At 61.4% G+C, this 15,431-nt stretch carries 17 protein-coding genes; 14 read left to right on the plus strand and 3 right to left on the minus strand.

From position 1 onward, the window contains the following. A partial coding sequence (locus WA904_RS11315; RefSeq protein WP_425197223.1) for an Rne/Rng family ribonuclease occupies positions 1-2,109 on the minus strand: 2,109 nt, incomplete at its 3' end. 520 nt (positions 2,110-2,629) lie between these two features. Between WA904_RS11315 and WA904_RS11320 the strand changes: the two genes are divergently transcribed. The 4 genes from WA904_RS11320 (at position 2,630) to WA904_RS11335 (ending at position 6,107) form a co-directional block, all read left to right on the plus strand. Further along, positions 2,630-3,853 (plus strand): RluA family pseudouridine synthase, encoded by a 1,224-nt coding sequence (locus WA904_RS11320; RefSeq protein ID WP_425197224.1) that lies wholly within the window; start codon positions 2,630-2,632, stop codon positions 3,851-3,853. Next, positions 3,831-4,493: an HAD family hydrolase gene (locus WA904_RS11325; RefSeq protein WP_425197225.1), complete on the plus strand. Its 663-nt coding sequence runs from the start codon at positions 3,831-3,833 to the stop codon at positions 4,491-4,493. Before WA904_RS11320 ends, WA904_RS11325 begins: the two co-directional genes overlap by 23 nt. A gap of 179 nt (positions 4,494-4,672) precedes the next feature. After that, complete coding sequence (locus tag WA904_RS11330) at positions 4,673-5,041, plus strand: Rieske (2Fe-2S) protein (protein ID WP_425197226.1); 369 nt, start codon at positions 4,673-4,675, stop codon at positions 5,039-5,041. Between the two features lie 10 nt (positions 5,042-5,051). Further along, positions 5,052-6,107, plus strand: coding sequence for a S49 family peptidase (locus tag WA904_RS11335; RefSeq protein ID WP_425197227.1), 1,056 nt, complete (start codon positions 5,052-5,054; stop codon positions 6,105-6,107). Between the two features lie 68 nt (positions 6,108-6,175). Here the strand turns inward: WA904_RS11335 and WA904_RS11340 are convergent, their stop codons facing one another. Next, positions 6,176-6,943, minus strand: a complete 768-nt coding sequence (locus tag WA904_RS11340) for an SAM-dependent methyltransferase (RefSeq protein ID WP_425197228.1) — start codon at positions 6,941-6,943, stop codon at positions 6,176-6,178. After that, the gene (locus WA904_RS11345) at positions 6,940-7,590 is read right to left on the minus strand and encodes a Maf family protein (protein WP_425197229.1); all 651 of its coding nucleotides are present in this window, start codon (positions 7,588-7,590) and stop codon (positions 6,940-6,942) included. Before WA904_RS11345 ends, WA904_RS11340 begins: the two co-directional genes overlap by 4 nt. Before the next feature lie 25 nt (positions 7,591-7,615). On the opposite strand from WA904_RS11345, the gene WA904_RS11350 reads away from it, so the two are divergent. From WA904_RS11350 to rpoE, 10 genes are all read left to right on the plus strand, one after another. Next, complete coding sequence (locus WA904_RS11350) at positions 7,616-8,158, plus strand: YceD family protein (RefSeq protein ID WP_425197230.1); 543 nt, start codon at positions 7,616-7,618, stop codon at positions 8,156-8,158. A gap of 172 nt (positions 8,159-8,330) precedes the next feature. Then, entirely contained in the window at positions 8,331-8,513 is a 183-nt protein-coding gene (rpmF, locus tag WA904_RS11355; RefSeq protein WP_096669354.1) for a 50S ribosomal protein L32, read from the plus strand. 85 nt (positions 8,514-8,598) lie between these two features. Continuing rightward, the gene (plsX, locus tag WA904_RS11360; RefSeq protein WP_425197231.1) at positions 8,599-9,702 is read left to right on the plus strand and encodes a phosphate acyltransferase PlsX; all 1,104 of its coding nucleotides are present in this window, start codon (positions 8,599-8,601) and stop codon (positions 9,700-9,702) included. Positions 9,703-9,710: 8 nt separating this feature from the next. Further along, positions 9,711-10,688 (plus strand): beta-ketoacyl-ACP synthase III, encoded by a 978-nt coding sequence (locus WA904_RS11365; protein ID WP_425197232.1) that lies wholly within the window; start codon positions 9,711-9,713, stop codon positions 10,686-10,688. 51 nt (positions 10,689-10,739) lie between these two features. Beyond that, complete coding sequence (fabD, locus tag WA904_RS11370; RefSeq protein ID WP_425197233.1) at positions 10,740-11,690, plus strand: ACP S-malonyltransferase; 951 nt, start codon at positions 10,740-10,742, stop codon at positions 11,688-11,690. Next, a complete protein-coding gene (gene fabG, locus WA904_RS11375) occupies positions 11,687-12,433 on the plus strand; it encodes a 3-oxoacyl-ACP reductase FabG (RefSeq protein ID WP_425197234.1) in 747 nt (248 codons plus the stop codon). Before fabD ends, fabG begins: the two co-directional genes overlap by 4 nt. A gap of 175 nt (positions 12,434-12,608) precedes the next feature. Then, the gene (acpP, locus tag WA904_RS11380; protein WP_007873885.1) at positions 12,609-12,848 is read left to right on the plus strand and encodes an acyl carrier protein; all 240 of its coding nucleotides are present in this window, start codon (positions 12,609-12,611) and stop codon (positions 12,846-12,848) included. 72 nt (positions 12,849-12,920) lie between these two features. Further along, the gene (gene fabF / locus WA904_RS11385; RefSeq protein WP_425197235.1) at positions 12,921-14,165 is read left to right on the plus strand and encodes a beta-ketoacyl-ACP synthase II; all 1,245 of its coding nucleotides are present in this window, start codon (positions 12,921-12,923) and stop codon (positions 14,163-14,165) included. A 58-nt stretch (positions 14,166-14,223) separates the two neighbouring features. Next, positions 14,224-14,751, plus strand: coding sequence for a hypothetical protein (locus tag WA904_RS11390; RefSeq protein WP_425197236.1), 528 nt, complete (start codon positions 14,224-14,226; stop codon positions 14,749-14,751). Further along, positions 14,748-15,395 (plus strand): RNA polymerase sigma factor RpoE, encoded by a 648-nt coding sequence (gene rpoE / locus WA904_RS11395; RefSeq protein ID WP_425197237.1) that lies wholly within the window; start codon positions 14,748-14,750, stop codon positions 15,393-15,395. The genes WA904_RS11390 and rpoE overlap by 4 nt, the downstream gene beginning before the upstream one ends. Positions 15,396-15,431: the final 36 nt, after the last annotated feature.

Below are 15,431 nucleotides of genomic sequence, written 5' to 3' on the forward strand. Positions count from 1 at the left end.
GCCTTCGCCGTCGGCCTGACCTTCAGGGCGCTGTGCGCGTTCCGGGCGGGCTTCGTTGGTGCGGCCCTCGCCGCGTGCTTCACCGGCGGGACGCTCCTGGCGGGCACCTTCTGCCCGGCCATCGGCATTGCGTTCACGGCGCTCGCCACCGCGGCCTTCACCGCGCTCGCCACGTTCACCGCGCTGGTCCGGACGGCCTTCGGCACGGCCCTCGCCGCGGCCGCCACGGCCACCACGGCGGCCGTCACGGCCTCCGCGTTCACCGCGCTCGCTGCGTTCACCCCGTTCGCCGCGCTGTTCGTCACGCCGGCCTTCGCCGCGTTCGTCTTTCCTGGCTTCCCTGGCCGGCGCTGCAGCGGCAGGTGCCGTTTCCGCACCCACAAAAAATTCCTTGAGTTTTGCAAAGAAGCTTTTTTCAGCGGGAGCCGCGGCAACCGGGCGTGTAGGCCGGGCTGCAGCTGCAGGCGCTGCCACCGGTGCGGGCTTGGGCACAGCAATCGGTGCGGGTGCGTCGGGCAGCACGCCCTTGATCACGGGTTCCTGCTTGTTGTGTTTTTCCTGGCTGCGGCGGGTGACCGTGGTCGGGTCTTCCATCTCGTCGGCCATCTTGTAGCTGGCCTCGATGTTGTCCAGACGCGGGTCGTCGTGTTTCAGGCGCTCGAGCTTGTAGTTCGGTGTTTCCAGCGTCTTGTTCGGTACCAGCAGCACGTTGATGCGCTGCTTCATTTCGATCTTGGCGATCTCGGAGCGTTTTTCGTTGAGCAGGAAAGACGCGACATCGACCGGCACCTGGCACAGCACCGAGGCCGTGCTGTCTTTCAGCGATTCTTCCTGGATGATGCGCAGGATCTGCAGCGCCGAGCTTTCGGTGTCGCGGATATGGCCGGAGCCGCCGCAACGCGGGCAGGGGATGGATGCGCCTTCTGACAACGCAGGCCGCAACCGCTGGCGGCTCATTTCCATCAGGCCGAACTTGCTGATGGTGCCGAACTGCACACGCGCGCGGTCCTGGCGCAGCGCATCGCGCAGGCGGTTTTCAACGTCGCGGCGGTTGCGCGACTCTTCCATGTCGATAAAGTCGATGACGATCAGGCCGCCCAGGTCACGCAGGCGCATCTGGCGCGCGACTTCGTCGGCGGCTTCCAGATTCGTGCGTGTCGCGGTTTCCTCGATGTCGCCGCCCTTGATGGCACGCGCCGAGTTGACGTCCACCGACACCAGGGCCTCGGTGTGGTCGATCACGATGGCGCCGCCCGAAGGCAACTGCACGGTGCGGGCGTAGGCCGACTCGATCTGGTGCTCGATCTGGAAGCGGCTGAACAGCGGCGCGTCGTCGCGGTAGCGCTTGACGCGGTGCTCGTGCTCGGGCATCACGTGGGCCATGAACTGGCGCGCCTGCTCGTAGACGTCGTCGGTGTCGAACAGGATGTCGCCGATGTCGCTATTGAAGTAGTCGCGGATCGCGCGGATGACGAGGCTCGATTCCTGGTAGATCAGGAAAGCGCCCTTGCCGCCTTTGCCGGCACCGTCAATCGCGGTCCACAGCTTGATCAGGTAGTTCAGGTCCCACTGCAGCTCGGCGGCGCTGCGGCCGATGCCGGCGGTGCGGGCGATGATGCTGGAGCCGGCCGGGTATTCCAGCTGGTCCATGTTTTCTTTCAGCTCGGCCCGGTCTTCGCCTTCAATACGGCGGCTGACACCACCGCCGCGCGGGTTGTTCGGCATCAGCACCACGTAACGGCCGGCCAGCGAGACAAAGGTGGTCAGGGCTGCGCCCTTGTTGCCGCGTTCTTCCTTTTCGACCTGGACCAGGATTTCCTGGCCTTCGCGGATCACGTCCTGGATGCGCGCCTGGCTGACCGACACGCCCTGGGCGAAGTACTGCTTGGAGATTTCCTTGAACGGCAGAAAACCGTGGCGGTCTTCACCGTAGTCGACAAAGCAGGCTTCGAGCGAGGGCTCGACGCGTGTCACGACGGCCTTGTAGATGTTGCCCTTGCGCTGTTCGCGCCCTTCAATTTCGATTTCGTAGTCGAGGAGTTTCTGTCCGTCGACGATGGCCAGGCGGCGTTCTTCCGACTGGGTGGCATTGACCAGCATGCGTTTCATGGGGTTTCCTTCGTTCTTCTGTCACTTCGTACATCACTGCCCAAAAAAATGGGCAAACGATGCCGGAGCAGACGCTGCGCAAACGTGGGGAATTGCCGGAGAGCTTTTGACGCGCCATGGCGACTGAAAAAATCAGTCAGCTGAGCGGTCTGGGCGTAGGCGCGTGGATGGGGTGAGCCGGGGTCTGACAGGTGTTTGCTACCAAAACAGTAGCTGCTTGCGCCCGCAGGACAAGGGCTGGCGGCTGATTTATGCCTGAAAACGGGGCCAGAAGGCGCCGCAGGCATAAAAAAATCAGTGCTGCCAGTGTTGTCAAGAGGCTACCCATATAAAGACCAGATTTCACCTGGATCCGTGTCCAGCCCGCGGGGCTGAACACATCGTATTCCGTAGTTGTGTTCGCGTAACGTCGACTCGTCTGCACTGCATATTTCCGCCGCGGGGTGCCTGGCACCGTGCGCTTGCGGACATTTGCCGCCAGTGGCATCGACCTTCCAGCAAGGCTGTTGGCAGTGGCTTGATGAGTGTGTGGACTAAACTCCCAGACAAATCAACCACTTACAGCTTGTCGCTAGTGAAACACATTATAGGCGCAGGTTCAGCCAAAACACGGCGTCCGGGTAAACCCCCGGCGGCGGCAGTGGCTGTCCGCGCAGCCTCTCCCACCCCAGTGCCAGCCTTGCCGGCGTTGCCCGAAAAAGCGGCAGATCCGGCCGGCAAAGCCGCGCCGCAAGCCACGCTGGTGACGGTGGATGCCGACTTTGCGGGCCAGCGCCTGGACAATTTTTTGATCCGGCAGCTCAAGGGCGTGCCGAAAACCCATGTCTACCGCATCATCCGCAGCGGCGAGGTGCGCATCAACAAGGGCAGGGTGCAGGCCGACACCCGGGTGGAAGCCGGCGACGTCGTGCGCCTGCCGCCGGTGCGAACCTCGGAGCGGGCCGACGACAAGGCGCGGGCCATGGCGGTGGAAGTGGCCCGGCACGGCGCGGCCTCCACAGTTGGAGGTCATGCGCCTTCGCGTGAGTTTCCCATCCTGTTCGAGGACGAACACGTGCTGGCGATCGACAAACCGGCCGGCGTGGCCGTGCACGGCGGCAGCGGGGTGGCTTTCGGCGTGATCGAACAGCTGCGCATGGCGCGGCCGGAGGCGAAGTTCCTCGAGCTGGTGCACCGCTTGGACCGCGAGACCAGCGGCATTTTGCTGGTGGCCAAAAAACGCATGGCCCTGAAAAACCTGCAGGAACAGTTTCGCGAGCGCGAAACCGACAAGATTTACCTCGCGCTGGTGGCGGGCGCGTGGCCGGGCAACAAAAAAGTGCTGGACGCGCCATTGCAGAAATACCTTTTGCCGGACGGCGAACGCCGTGTCAGGGTGGTGGACAAGGAGCACCCGGACGCCATGCGCGCGGTCACGCTGGTCAAGGTCGGTTCTGCGCTGGGCATCGCCGGGCGCGATTACACCCTGCTGGAAGTCACCATCAAGACCGGCCGCACGCACCAGATCCGTGTGCACCTGGCCAGCGCCGGCCATCCGATTGCCGGTGACGACAAATACGGTGATTTCGAACTGAACAAAGCCTTGCAAAAAGAAGCCGGCGGTGTGTCCCTCAAGCGCATGTTTCTGCATGCCTGGCGGTTAAAGTTCACCCATCCGTCCAGCGGCAAACGCATTGATCTGCTGGCCGCGCTCCCCCCTGATCTTGAGAGCTTTATTGCCCATGCCACGTCCGCTGAACTTTGACCTGATTGCCTTCGACTGGGACGGCACGCTGTTCGATTCCACCAAAATCATCGTGCGCTGCATCCAGGCGGCGGTGCGCGACGTGGGCGGCACCGTGCCCACGGACGAGGCGGCCGGTTATGTCATCGGCCTGGGCCTGATGCAGGCGCTGGCCCACGCCGCGCCCGACGTGCCGCCGGAAAAATACCCCGAGCTCGGCGCGCGCTACCGCCACCACTACATCGGCCACCAGAACGACATCATCCTGTTTGAAGGTGTGCTGCCTCTGCTGGACACGCTCAAGGCGCGGGGCCACCTGCTGAGCGTCGCGACCGGGAAAAGCCGGCACGGGCTGGATGAAGCGCTGCAGGCCGTGGAGCTCAAAAACCGTTTTGACGGCTCGCGCACTGCCGATGAAACCGCCGGCAAGCCGCACCCGCGCATGCTGCACGAGTTGATGGAGGAGTTTGGCGTAAATCCGGAGCGCACATTGATGATTGGCGACACCACGCACGACCTGCAGATGGCGCTCAACGCCGGCTGCGCCAGTGTCGGGGTGAGTTACGGTGCACACGACACCGCGGGTTTCAGTGCACTGAAACCCCGTTTTGTTGCACATACCGTGCAGGACCTGGCTGACTGGCTGGCGGGTAACGCCTAGCTATATGGCCCCCACGTTTGTCACTTCGTGTACTGCACTGCCCCCCGGGGGGGCGCTGCGCCTGCGGACCGGCAGAGCCGGATCCGCGGCCCTGGCTGGTGAGGACCGGGGCCCCGGGCTTTTCACTTCGTATGCGCCGGGCGTCCCACGCCTGTCGCTGCGGGTGGATGTGTTTTGTAATGGATGAATCGCTGATCGCCCTTTGTTTGGCCGCTGACCTGGTCGACGGCGGCGATGCCGTGCCCTTCGACGTCAACTATGCGGGCCAGACCTGCCGCGCCTTTGCCGTCCGCTTCGAAGGACAGCCACACGCTTACCTGAACCGCTGCACCCATGTGGCGATGGAGCTCGACTGGCAGCCGAACCGTGTGTTTGACGACAGTGGCCAGTGGCTGCTGTGCGCCAGCCACGGGGCAGCCTACCGGCCCGATACCGGCGAATGCAGCGGTGGCCCCTGCCAAGGCGGGCTGGTCGTCATTGATGTTTCTGAAGAGGACGGCCTTGTTTTCTGGCACACGTCCTACAAACTTAAAACCGTGGAGTTCTAAACTATCCCTTATGAATGATTCAAACCGTACCGAACCGTCCGACACCCCCGATTTCAATCCAGATCGGGCTTCAGCCCTTGGAGGACGGGCGCAGACCGCTCCAGAAAACATAGCAAGCCGCAGTGCCGGAGCCGACCTGGCTCCCGGCTGGGAGCGTGCAACGCTGGAGAAACTGGCGTTTGCCGCCCTCAATGAGCAAAAAGCCACGCGCCGCTGGAAGACCTTTGTACGCCTGTCCTGGCTGGCATTTTTTGTGTTTCTCGTTTGGTTTGCGCTGTCCCGCGGTGCGGCCACCAGCAATGTCAGCGTGCCGCATACCGCGGTGGTCGAGATCAAGGGAGAAATTGCCGACGGCGCCGATGCCAGTGCGGAGTTTGTCAACGCTGCACTGCGCGCTGCCTTTGAGGACGAAGGCGCCAAAGCTGTGGTGCTGCTGATCAACTCCCCCGGTGGCAGTCCGGTGCAGGCCGGCATGATGAACGACGAAATTGTTCGCCTCAAGGCCAAGCACAACAAGCCGGTGTATGCCGTCGTGGGAGAAACCTGCGCGTCGGCTGCCTATTACATCGCCGCTTCGGCCGACAAGATTTTTGTGGACAAGGCCAGCATTGTCGGCAGTATCGGCGTGCTGATGGACGGCTTTGGGTTTACCGGCCTGATGGAGAAGCTGGGCGTGGACCGCAGGCTCATGACGGCCGGTGAAAACAAGGGCTTTCTGGACCCGTTCAGCCCGCAAACCGAACAGCAGCGCGCCTATGCCCAGACCATGCTGAACCAGATTCACCAGCAGTTCATCACGGCCGTCAAAAACGGACGCGGCAAGCGCCTGAAGGAAACACCTGAAATGTTCAGCGGTTTGTTCTGGACCGGCCAGCAGGCGGTTGAACTGGGCCTCGCCGACCAGCTGGGCACGCTCGACTATGTCGCGCGTGAGGTGGTCAAGACCGAAGAAATCATCGACTACACGCGCCGTGAAAACGTGGCCGAGCGTTTGGCCAAGAAATTCGGTGCTGCGATTGGTGCGGGCGCGATCCGGACGCTGAAAACGATTCCTGCGATTCACTAGGCTGGTTCTTTTCCCGGTCCCCAGGCAAAAAGCCCGCAGCAAGCGGGCTTTTTGCTGTGCCGGCAGTTTTATCGGCCTATGCAGAACACTCCGGGCAAGGCCAGCGGTGCAACTGGCTTGTCGCGTTTCCATGCGTTCACCGGGGCGCTGTGTGACCAGCCCGAGCCCAGAGTCAAGCCGCAGCTCAGGGACAGTCGCGTGTTGTTCTGCAGCGTTTGCAGCAACGCCTGCAGCAGGGCGGTGTTGCGATAGGGCGTTTCGATAAAAATCTGGGTCTGGCCGGTTTTCAGCGCCAGTGATTCGAGTTCACGGATGCGCTGGTTGCGGTCACCGCCGTCCTGCGGCAGATAGCCGACAAACGCGAAGTTCTGGCCGTTCAGGCCACTGGCGGCGAGTGCCAGCATCAACGACATCGGTCCCGTGAGCGGCAGCACCTGCAGACCCAGGTCATGCGCGGCGCGCACCACCGACGAGCCCGGGTCGGCAATCGCCGGCATGCCGGCTTCGCTGATCAAGCCCATATCCTGGCCGGCAAGGGCAGGCGCCAGCAGGGGCCTGGCGTCGAAGTTGCCGCCGTGGTCGCCTTTCTTGTGCACTTCGCGCGGCAACTCCTGGATTTGCTGCGCCTGCACCGGCTGTTTCAGCGGCAACACCTCGCCCACCCGTTTGAGGTAGGCGCGTGTGCTTTTGGCGTTTTCACAAATCCAGCAGGACAGGCTGGCAGCGACCTGCAGCGTGCCCAGCGGCATCACGTCCTGCAGGGGTGCCTGCGTGTCGCAGCCGAAATCCAGCGGTGCGGGAACCAGGTAAAGCCTCCCTTTGGGGGCGGCTGTCATGCTGGCTCCTGGCGCGCCGGCAGCAGGGCGATGCCTGCTGCCCGGAGCATACGGCAGGTCCGGATCAGAGGCAGGCCGACCAGTGCGGTCGGGTCGTCGTTTTCAATGGCTTCGAGCAAGGCGATGCCCAGGCCCTCGCTTTTGGCGCTGCCGGCACAGTCGTATGGCTGTTCGGCCTGCAAGTAGTTTTCAATTTCCCCATCGCTGAGCGTGCGGAACTGAACTTTCACGGCCGCCAGGTCGGTTTGCTCAAACCCGGTTTGCAGGCACACCACGGCGACAGCGGTCTGGAACACAACGCTTCGGCCGCTCATCCGGCGCAACTGGGCCACGGCATTGGCATGGTTGCCGGGCTTGCCAAGCGGCTGGCCGTGAAGGTCGGCGACCTGGTCGGAGCCGATCACCACCGCATCCGGGAAGTTGGTGGCCACCGCCCTGGCCTTGGCCAGGGCCAGTCGCCGGGCCAGCGTCGCCGGGGCTTCACCGGGCTGCGGGCTTTCGTCTACATCAGGCGAAACGACTTCGAAAGGCGTCTGCAGACGGTGCAGCAGTTCACGCCGGTAGGGTGAGGTCGAGCCCAGGATCAGCCGGCGTGCCGTCATGGGGGAGATGCCGGTGCGGGCATCCGGGGAAGGTGCAGGGTTCATGCTTCGATTCTCTTACACTGCCTGCATGTCCAGACATCTTCATGCCCAGCGCCTCAATATGCAGGCATTTGCCCAGGAGGGAAAGCCTCTCATCGAGATGACTCCGCTATCAGCGATGGAGCGCCTGGCGCAGGAGCTGCATGCGCAGGAGCCCGATTTGTCTGTCAGCTGGCAGGCCAGGGCCGAGTTGCGCCCTCGTGCTGGCGCTGAAGACGAGGTATGGCTGCATCTGCAGGCCCAGGCAACGCTGCCGCTGACCTGCCAGCGCTGCATGGGCGCGGTGCCCGAAGCGTTGCAGGTGGACCAGTGGTACCGCTTTGTTGCCGATGAAGACATTGCCCTGGCCGAGGATGACCAGTCTGAAGAGGATTTGCTGGTGATGACGCCGCAGTTCGACCTGCTGGCCGTGCTGGAAGACGAATTGCTGATGGCTTTGCCTCTGGTTCCCATGCACGAAACCTGTCCCGTGACACCGGTATTCAGTGCTGGAGAAAGTGAATTGAACGGCCAGGAAGAAGCCAAACCCCATCCCTTTGCCGCCCTGGCCCAGCTGAAAAAGGGCAAGTAAGACTTTCAGCCTCTTTGGCTCCCAGGTCCTTCCTGATACTCCCTCAGACTGTCTGGGCGGAGGGCAACTGGAAAAATGGGCCGTATCAGGCTATAATCAAAGGCTTGGCGCCGCATCCCTCGTGGAGGCTTGCAGCGTAATTTACCAACCTATACCCCCTCAGGAGCGGATCATGGCCGTCCAGCAGAACAAAAAATCACCTTCCAAGCGCGGCATGCACCGTGCGCACAACGCTTTGACCGTTCCGGGCATTGCTGTCGAATCCACCACCGGTGAGACGCACCTGCGCCATCACATCAGCCCCACCGGTTTTTACCGTGGCCGCAAGGTGCTGAAAACAAAATCCGAAGCGTAATTTCACGCTTTAACAACCGGCCCGCACTCATCCTGCGGGCCTTTGTTTTGTTGAATTCCCATTATCTGACTGCACCGGTCCTGCCATGATCAGGATAGCTGTCGACGCCATGGGCGGGGATTTCGGCCCGTCGGTCACCGTACCGGCCAGCTTGGCCTTCCTGGACGGCCATCCTGAGGCTGCAATTTTGCTGGTGGGTCAGCCTGCTGCCCTGTCAGGTCAGGCGCAGTTCTCCAGGCTCCAGACCCATCCGCGCTGCCAGGTGGTCGCCGCCTCCGAGGTGGTGGCCATGGACGACCCGATCGAGGTCGCCCTGCGCCGCAAAAAAGACTCGTCCATGCGCGTGGCCATCACGCAGGTGAAAGAGGGCGTTGCCCTGGCGGCCGTTTCTGCCGGCAACACCGGCGCACTGATGGCGATTGCCCGCTACCTGCTCAAAACCCTGGAAGGGATCGATCGGCCGGCGATTGCCGCGCTGATGCCCAATGCCAAGGGCGAGGCGACCACCGTGCTGGACCTTGGTGCCAATGTGGACTGCACCCCCGAGCACTTGCTGCAGTTTGCCGTCATGGGTTCGGCGCTGGTTTCAGTGCTCACGCACAACGACACCCCTTCGGTAGGCTTGCTCAACATTGGTGAAGAAGTCATCAAAGGCAACGATATCATCAAAAAAGCTGGTGAATTGCTGCGATCTGCCGGCAACTCCGGTGATTTGAACTTTTTTGGAAATATCGAGGGTAACGATATTTTCAAGGGAACAACAGATATCGTGGTGTGCGACGGTTTTGTGGGGAATGTGGCGCTGAAAACCAGCGAGGGCTTGGCGACGATGATTGTCGGGTTCCTCAAGGCAGAATTTTCACGCAACATCTTTACAAAAACCGCTGCCATCATGGCCTATCCGGTTCTAAGTGCGCTTAAAAATCGCATGGATTACCGACGTTATAACGGTGCAGCCTTGCTGGGGCTTCGCGGACTGGTATTCAAGAGCCACGGTTCGGCCGACGCCTTCGCTTTCGAACAGGCCTTGAATCGGGCTTATGATGCAGCTCGCAACAATTTGCTGGACAAGGTGAGAGAGCGCATCGCCCACGCGGCGCCGCTGCTGGCAACCGCGGAGGCGGCATCAGCAGAAATGCCTGCCGCTTCGGCGCCTATCGAACTTGCCGCTCCTACTGCCGCACACTGAGTTATTTCATGAGTCCCTATTCACGTATCACCGGTACGGGCAGCTACCTGCCGCCGCGTCGCCTGAGCAATTCCGAACTGGCTGCAGAGCTGGCGACGCAAGGTGTTGAAACCTCTGACGACTGGATTGTCGAGCGCACCGGCATCCGGGCCCGCCATTTTGCCGAGCCCGGTGTCTGTAGTAGCGACCTCGGGGTCGAAGCCGCCAAAAATGCGCTGCAGGCCGCCGGACTGCAAGCTGCCGATATTGACCTGATCATTGTGGCCACCTCGACGCCCGACATGGTGTTCCCTTCGGCAGCCTGCATCCTGCAGAACAAACTCGGCATCGCCGGTTGTCCGGCGTTTGACGTGCAGGCGGTCTGCAGCGGCTTCGTGTATGCATTGACCATTGCCGATGCCATGATCAAGACCGGTTCAGCCAGCAAGGCGCTGGTCATTGGCGCCGAGGTGTTTTCGCGCATTCTCGATTTTTCCGACCGAACCACCTGTGTGCTGTTTGGTGATGGCGCCGGTGCCGTGGTGCTGGAGGCTTCCCAGACGCCCGGCATCCTGGCCAGCGACCTGCATGCGGACGGCAAACACGTCGGCATTTTGTGTGTGCCGGGCACCGTGTCCGGCGGCAAGGTGCTGGGTGATCCGCTGCTCAAGATGGACGGACAGGCCGTGTTCAAGCTGGCTGTGGGTGTTCTTGAAGATGCGGCGCGTGCGACCCTGGCCAAAGCCGGCCTGCAGGAGAGCGACATTGACTGGCTGGTTCCCCACCAGGCCAACATCCGCATCATGCAGAGCACCGCGAAGAAGCTCAAGATGGCCATGGACAAGGTGATCGTCACGGTGGACCAGCACGGCAACACCTCCGCTGCCTCCATTCCTCTGGCGCTCGACGTGGCGGTGCGCAGCGGCAAGGTCAAAAAAGGGGAGACGCTGCTGCTCGAAGGGGTGGGCGGCGGCTTCACCTGGGGTGCGGTACTCCTGAATCTATAGCAGCTTGCGCCCATCCTTTAAGGGTGGAAGGCTGTTTTTATTGATATTTCTATGAAACCTTTTGCTTTTGTTTTTCCCGGACAGGGTTCGCAGGCTGTCGGCATGCTTGACGCCTGGGGTGATCACCGGGCCGTGCGGGAGGCGTTACGCGAGGCCTCTGACGCGCTCGGTGAGGACCTGGCTCAACTGATCAGCCAGGGGCCGAAAGAGACTTTAGGCCTGACCACCAACACACAGCCAGTGATGCTGGTGGCCGGTGTGGCGGCATACCGTGCCTGGATGGCTGAGACTGGCGTTGCGCCAGCTGTGGTTGCCGGGCACTCCCTGGGTGAATACTCCGCTTTGGTGGCATCCGGTGTTTTGAGTCTTGCCCAGGCTGCACCGCTGGTGCGTTTTCGTGCCCAGGCCATGCAGGAAGCTGTTCCCGTGGGCGTGGGGGCCATGGCGGCGATTCTGGGCATGGAGGCCGCTAAAGTCATTGAAGGCTGCGCCGAAGCTGTGCGCACCTTTGGCCTGGGAACGGCCGAAGTGGTCGAGGCCGTGAATTTCAACGACCCCATGCAGACCGTGATTGCTGGTAGCAAGGCTGCGGTGGAAAAAGCCTGTGAGGTGCTCAAGGCCAACGGCGCCAAGCGCGCTCTGCCGTTGCCGGTGTCGGCGCCGTTTCACTCCAGTCTCATGAAGCCCGCTGCCGACAAACTGAGGGAAAAACTCGCTGCTACAGCTTTTGCGCCGCCGCAGATTCCCGTGATCAACAATATCGAAGTTGCGGTCCAAACCGATCCCGGTCGCATTCGTGCGGCCTTGTACGAGCAGGCCTTCGGTCCGGTGCGCTGGGTGGAATGTATGCAGGCCATCAAGGCGCGCGGCATCACCACCATCGTCGAGTGTGGCCCTGGCAAGGTGCTGGCCGGCATGGTCAAGCGCATCGACACTGACCTGACCGGTGTCGCCATGTTCGATCCCGCCAGTCTGGCGCAAACCAGGGAGATACTTGTATGAGCGATATCAGGTTCGAAGGACAGGTTGCGCTGGTCACCGGCGCTTCGCGCGGCATCGGCGCCGCTATCGCACTTGAACTGGCGCAACGTGGCCTGAAAGTGGTCGGCACCGCCACCACCGACGATGGCGCTGCAAAGATCGGCCAGGCGCTGGCGGCCTTTCCTGGTTGTGCCGGAAAAAACCTCAACGTGAACGATGCGGCAGCGGCGGAAGCGCTGATCGACAGCATCGTCAAGGAGCATGGCGGCCTGCAGGTGCTGGTTAACAATGCCGGCATCACGCGCGACATGCTGGCCATGCGTCTTAAAGACGAAGACTGGGACGCGGTGCTGGACACCAACCTGAAAGCTGTATTCCGCATGAGCCGCGCCGTGATGCGCATCATGATGAAGCAGCGTTATGGCCGCATCATCAGCATCACCTCGGTGGTCGGCGCGTCAGGCAATGCAGGGCAGGCCAACTATGCGGCAGCCAAAGCCGGCGTGGCCGGGATGACGCGTGCACTCGCACGTGAACTTGGCAGCCGCAATATCACTGTCAATTGTGTGGCTCCGGGGTTTATCGAAACCGACATGACCGCCGGATTGCCCGAAGAACAGCAAAAAGCCTTGCTGGGCCAGATTCCGCTGGGCCACCTGGGCAAACCGCAGGACATTGCACACGCGGTAGCCTTTGTGGCGAGCCCGCAGGCGGGTTACATCACGGGGCAGGAGCTTCACGTCAATGGCGGGATGTATATGTAAACCATCCGGCGGCTGCCGGCATGCCTCGTGTCACCAGGATCATGAATAATGGTGACGCATGCAGCCTGCAGGCACCGGACCACAAGCCGGGTTTTATCCGTCCGGCTGGCGGGTTAGGGAATCAACCCCAACAACGCTAAAATCACGGATTAATTCACAACCCTCAGAGGGAACTATGAGCGATATCGAAGCACGTGTTAAGAAAATCATTGCCGAGCAACTTGGCGTGGAAGAAGGTCAGGTCACCAACGAAAAAGCCTTTGTGGCCGATCTGGGCGCTGACTCGCTTGACACCGTAGAACTGGTCATGGCTCTGGAAGACGAGTTTGGCATCGAGATCCCCGACGAAGATGCGGAGAAGATCACCACGGTCCAGAACGCGATTGACTACGCGAACACTCATCAAAAAGCCTAAAGACCCCGGTCTTTTTTCAGCCCGCTCGAAAGGCCTCCCACGGTCTTTCGGGACTTTCTTCAGGATTTGCGCATGAGCCGTCGTCGCGTCGTTGTGACAGGTCTGGGGTGTGTCAGCCCGGTGGGTAACACCGTGGCCGACTCCTGGTCCAACCTGCTGGCCGGAACGCCCGGCATTGACCTGATCACGCAATTTGATGCAAGCAATTTCGCATGCAAATTTGCAGGTGAGGTCAAGGGTTTCGACATCACGGATTACATCCCTGAAAAAGAAGCCCGGCACATGGACCGCTTCATTCACCTGGGCCTGGCAGCGGCCTGCCAGGCGATTGCCGACAGCGGCCTACCCACGGGCGATGCGCTGAGCGAGGAGCTGGCGACGCGCATCGGCTGCAACATCGGCTCGGGCATTGGCGGCCTGCCGATGATCGAGCAGACGCATACCGAGCTGATGAACCGCGGCCCGCGCCGGATTTCCCCGTTTTTTGTGCCGGCCTCCATCATCAACATGATCTCCGGACATGTGTCGATCAAGTTCGGCTTCAAAGGCCCCAATATTGCCGTGGTGACGGCCTGTACCACCGGTCTGCATGCCATCGGCCTGTCGGCACGCATGATCGAGCATGGTGATTGCGACGTCATGGTGGCCGGCGGTGCTGAAGCCACGGTTTCACCGCTGGGGGTAGGTGGTTTTGCGGCAGCCCGCGCATTGTCGACCCGCAACGAAGATCCGAAGACGGCCTCACGCCCTTGGGACAAGGACCGGGATGGTTTTGTGCTCGGTGAGGGCGGCGGTGTGATGGTGCTTGAAGAGTACGAACACGCCAGGGCGCGTGGCGCGAAGATGTACGCCGAGGTTGTCGGCTTCGGAATGAGCGGTGACGCCTATCACATGACCACGCCTGACGTGAATGGCCCGCGCCGTTCCATGGCCATGGCCTTGAAAGACGCTGGCGTCAATGCCGGCGATGTCCAATACCTCAATGCGCACGGTACCTCGACCCCGCCTGGTGACCTGAACGAGACCAATGCCATCAAGGCCGCGTTTGGCGACCACGCCAAAAACCTGGTGATCAGTTCGACCAAGTCCATGACAGGGCACCTGCTCGGTGGCGCCGGTGGCATCGAGTCAGTCTTTACCGTGCTGGCCCTGCACCACCAGAAGATTCCGCCGACCATCAATATTTTCAATCAGGATCCCGAGTGCGATCTGGACTACTGCGCGAACACCGCGCGCGACGCAAAAATAGACGTGGCTGTGAAAAACAACTTCGGTTTTGGCGGCACCAACGGAACGCTGGTGTTCAAGCGGATCTGATGTTTTCCCTCTATTTGCCTGGCTGCAAGTCCTATTCCAGTTACTTACTGTCTTGACCATGCATAGCGCCCCGCCGGTTACTTACCCGATGGGGCGTTCGCATTTTCAGGGTTTCGCGCTGCTGGGCCTCTGGTCGGCCGGCGTGGCTGTGCTGGTGTTGTGGTGGTGGGCGGCACAACATGTTGACTGGCGACTGTGGGTGATGCTGACGGCGGTGCTGACCGTTGGTCTCGCCATCGGCCTGGGATGGAAGAATTCGCCTGCGGGCCAGTTGCGTTGGGACGGCCAGGACTGGTGTTGGGAAAGCCGGGGCTACCAGTCGGGCACGCCAGCGCGTCACCTCGCGGTTGCGCTGGACCTCCAGCGCTCCCTGTTGCTCCGATTGGAGAACCATGACCACGCCACCTTGTGGCTCTGGGCCAGCCGGTCTGCCATGCCTGAGCGCTGGCTGGATTTGCGCCGTGCTGTCCATTCGCGGCGCCGGCGATCCGCACCCGCCGGTACAACGGTGCCGTCGGATATCCTTGCCAGCGCCGTTGTTGTTGCAGATTTTTCAGCAGAGCCACCCCGGCGTACCGGTCCATGAGCACTGTCGACGAACGTGTGCAGGAGCCCGCCAGGGCCAGTGACAGCGATGCAATGCTGGTCGAACGCTCAGTTGCGGGTGACCAGAAGGCCTTTGAGCTGCTGGTTATCAAGTACCAGCGCCGCATCCAGCGCCTGATCGGCCGAATGGTGCGTGACGTGGACCTCGTCGAGGACATCGCCCAGGAAACCTTTATCCGCGCTTACCGCGCGCTTGCCCAGTTCCGGGGCGAGGCCCAGTTCTACACCTGGCTGTATCGGATCGCCGTGAACACCGCCAAGAAAGCCTTGATGGAACTCAAACGCGATCCGACGGTCTCCGAGAATTCCTTCAAATCCGGCCAAAGCGATGAAAGCGATGAAACTTCCCCGCTGGAAAATGAACTAATGAGTTCAGAGACACCCGAAGCTGTACTGGCCGGCAAGGAGATTGCGCAGATGGTCAACGCGGCGATGGAGGCTTTGCCTGAGGAGTTGCGTCAGGCGATCACTTTGCGGGAAATTGAAGGTCTGAGCTATGAAGAGATTTCTGAAGCGATGAACTGCCCGATTGGCACTGTGCGCTCCCGTATTTTTCGCGCCCGGGAAGCGATTTCAGCGCGAATCAAGCCCTTGCTGGAAAATCAGACCGGCAAGCGCTGGTAGTGGCGCATGGTGAGAGTGACACCGGAACACAAATTG

The organism is Polaromonas sp., from assembly GCF_049790275.1.
GTDB lineage: Bacteria > Pseudomonadota > Gammaproteobacteria > Burkholderiales > Burkholderiaceae_C > Polaromonas.